Source organism: Nocardioides sp. P5_C9_2 (assembly GCF_054049555.1).
The window spans coordinates 1-2,272 of record NZ_JBFUMD010000563.1 but is presented as its reverse complement, the minus strand read 5'-3'; the positions used below and the strand labels follow the sequence as shown (position 1 = coordinate 2,272).

The 2,272-nt window shown below is 70.2% G+C and carries 3 protein-coding genes; 1 reads left to right on the top strand and 2 read right to left on the bottom strand.

Features of this window, described 5'->3' with window-relative positions:
• A partial coding sequence (locus tag ACXJKL_RS19660; RefSeq protein WP_457208685.1) for an oligopeptide/dipeptide ABC transporter ATP-binding protein occupies positions 1-472 on the top strand: 472 nt, incomplete at its 5' end.
• Positions 473-486: 14 nt separating this feature from the next.
• On the opposite strand, the gene ACXJKL_RS19655 is transcribed toward ACXJKL_RS19660, so the two are convergent.
• Positions 487-1,494: an ABC transporter ATP-binding protein gene (locus tag ACXJKL_RS19655; RefSeq protein WP_457208684.1), complete on the bottom strand. Its 1,008-nt coding sequence runs from the start codon at positions 1,492-1,494 to the stop codon at positions 487-489.
• Positions 1,491-2,272, bottom strand: a 782-nt coding sequence (locus tag ACXJKL_RS19650; RefSeq protein WP_457208683.1) for an ABC transporter ATP-binding protein, incomplete at its 5' end; no start/stop codon positions are given. The genes ACXJKL_RS19655 and ACXJKL_RS19650, both read right to left, overlap by 4 nt.

Genomic DNA, 2,272 nt, shown 5'->3' with positions numbered 1-2,272 from the left:
CATGTACCTCGGCAAGATCGTGGAGATCGCCGACCGCGAGACGCTGTACGCCGCGCCGTTCCACCCGTACACGCAGGCCCTGCTCTCCGCCGTGCCGGACGTCAAGCAGGCCGCGATCGGTGGGCGGCGTGAGCGGATCCGCCTCGAGGGCGACGTCCCCAGCCCGATCAACCCGCCGTCCGGCTGCCGGTTCCGCACCCGCTGCCCGATGGCCCAGGAGATCTGCGCCAAGGTCGAGCCGCCGCTGCTGCAGGTCGGCCCGCGCCACAAGGTGGCGTGCCACTTCRCCGGCGAGCTCGGTCAGCACCCGGCGACGCCGGTGACGGCGGGGCTGCTCGGCGTCGACGACCAGGGCAGCCCGACGTCCGCCGGTCCCGAGGCCGTGCTGGTCCCGACCGGCCCCGGCTACGAGAAGGACTGGTTCGACGTGAAGACGCGCCGGATGACCTCGCAGGCCGGTTCGACCGGGTAGTCCTCGGCACGCCCTCAGTGCGTGGCGTGGGTGACGATCTTGACCTCGGCGAAGTGGCAGGCCGAGGGGTGGTCGCCACCCGCGCGCACCTCGAGGGCAGGCTCCTGCTCGGCGCAGATGTCCTGCGCCTTCCAGCAGCGGGTGCGGAACCGGCATCCCGACGGCGGGTCGGCGGCAGAGGGGAGTTCGCCCGTGAGCACGATCTCCTCCCGCCGGCCGCGCATCCTCGGGTCGGGCACGGGCACGGCGGAGAGCAGGGCCTGGGTGTACGGGTGGGTGGGCCGCTCGTAGATCTCGTCCTCGGTGCCGATCTCCACCATCTTGCCGAGGTACATCACTCCGACCCGGTCGGAGATGTGCCGGACCACCGAGAGGTCGTGGGCGACGAAGATGTAGGACAGGCCCAGCTCGGACTGCAGGTTCTCCAGCAGGTTGACCACCTGCGCCTGGACCGAGATGTCCAGGGCCGAGACCGGCTCGTCGCAGATGATCACCTTCGGGTTCAGGGCCAGGGCGCGGGCGATGCCGATCCGCTGGCGCTGACCGCCCGAGAACTGGTGCGGATACCGGTTGATGTGCTCGGGGCTGAGCCCGACGACCTCGAGCAGCTCCTCCACCCGCCGTCGCCGCTGCCGCCGTGGCACGACTCCCGTGTGGATCTCGAACGGCTCACCGATGATCTTCCCGACGGTCATCCTGGGGTCGAGCGAGGAGTACGGGTCCTGGAAGATGATCTGCACGTCGCGGCGCAGCGTGCGCAGCCGGCTCGGCTTCATGCCGACCAGCTCCTCGCCCTCGAGGGTGACGGAGCCCGACGTGGCCTGGATGAGGCCCATCAGGACCCGGGCCAGCGTGGACTTCCCGCACCCGGACTCGCCGACGATCCCCAGGGTCTCGCCCCGGTGCAGCTCCAGGGACACGCCGTCGACGGCCTGGACCTGGCCCACCGTGTGCTTGAGGACGCCCGCGGTGATGGGGAAGTACTTGCGGACGTCGGTCGCCGCCAGCACCACCTCGCTCATGCGTCCAGCACCTCCTCGTAGAAGTGGCACGCACTGAGTCGGCCCGGGGCCACGGTGTAGAGCGGGGGAGTCTCCTCGCGACACCGCTCCCGCGCGAAGCGACACCGCGGGTGGAAGGCGCACCCGGACGGCATCCTGGTCAGGTTGGGAGGCAGCCCCTGGATCGAGGCCAGCTGGTGCCCCTTCATGTCGATGCGCGGGATCGACTCCAGCAGGGCCTTGGTGTACGGATGGGCGGGCTTGTCGTAGATCGCGTACACGTCGGCCTTCTCGACCTCGCGGCCGGCGTACATGACGCAGATGTCGTCGGCGACGTCGGCCACCACGCCGATGTCGTGGGTGATCAGGATCAACCCCATGTTGCGCTCGGCCTGCAGGTCGGCCAGGAGCTTCATGATCTGGGCCTGCACCGTGACGTCGAGGGCGGTCGTGGGCTCGTCCGCGATGATCACGTCCGGGTCGAGCGCGAGGGCCATCGCGATCATCACCCGCTGGCGCATGCCGCCCGAGAACTGGTGGGGGTAGTCGTCGACGCGTTGGCCCGCGCCGGGGATGCCGACCAGGTCGAGGAGGCGGACGGCCTCCTGGTCGGCCTGCTTGCGCGCGTAGCCCCGGTGCTTGCGGAACAGCTCACCGAGCTGCCAGCCGACCGTGAACACGGGGTTCAGCGCGCTCAGGGCGTCCTGGAACACCATCCCGATCCGGTTGGAACGGAGCTGGCGCCGGTCGTCGTCGTTCAGCGTCAGCAGGTCGACCCCCGACAGGAGCACTCGTCCGC

What these genes read in the sequence shown, in the direction of transcription:
- ACXJKL_RS19655 (WP_457208684.1), bottom strand. Translation starts at nt 1,494, where the DNA reads ATGAGCGAGGTGGTGCTGGCGGCGACCGACGTCCGCAAGTACTTCCCC.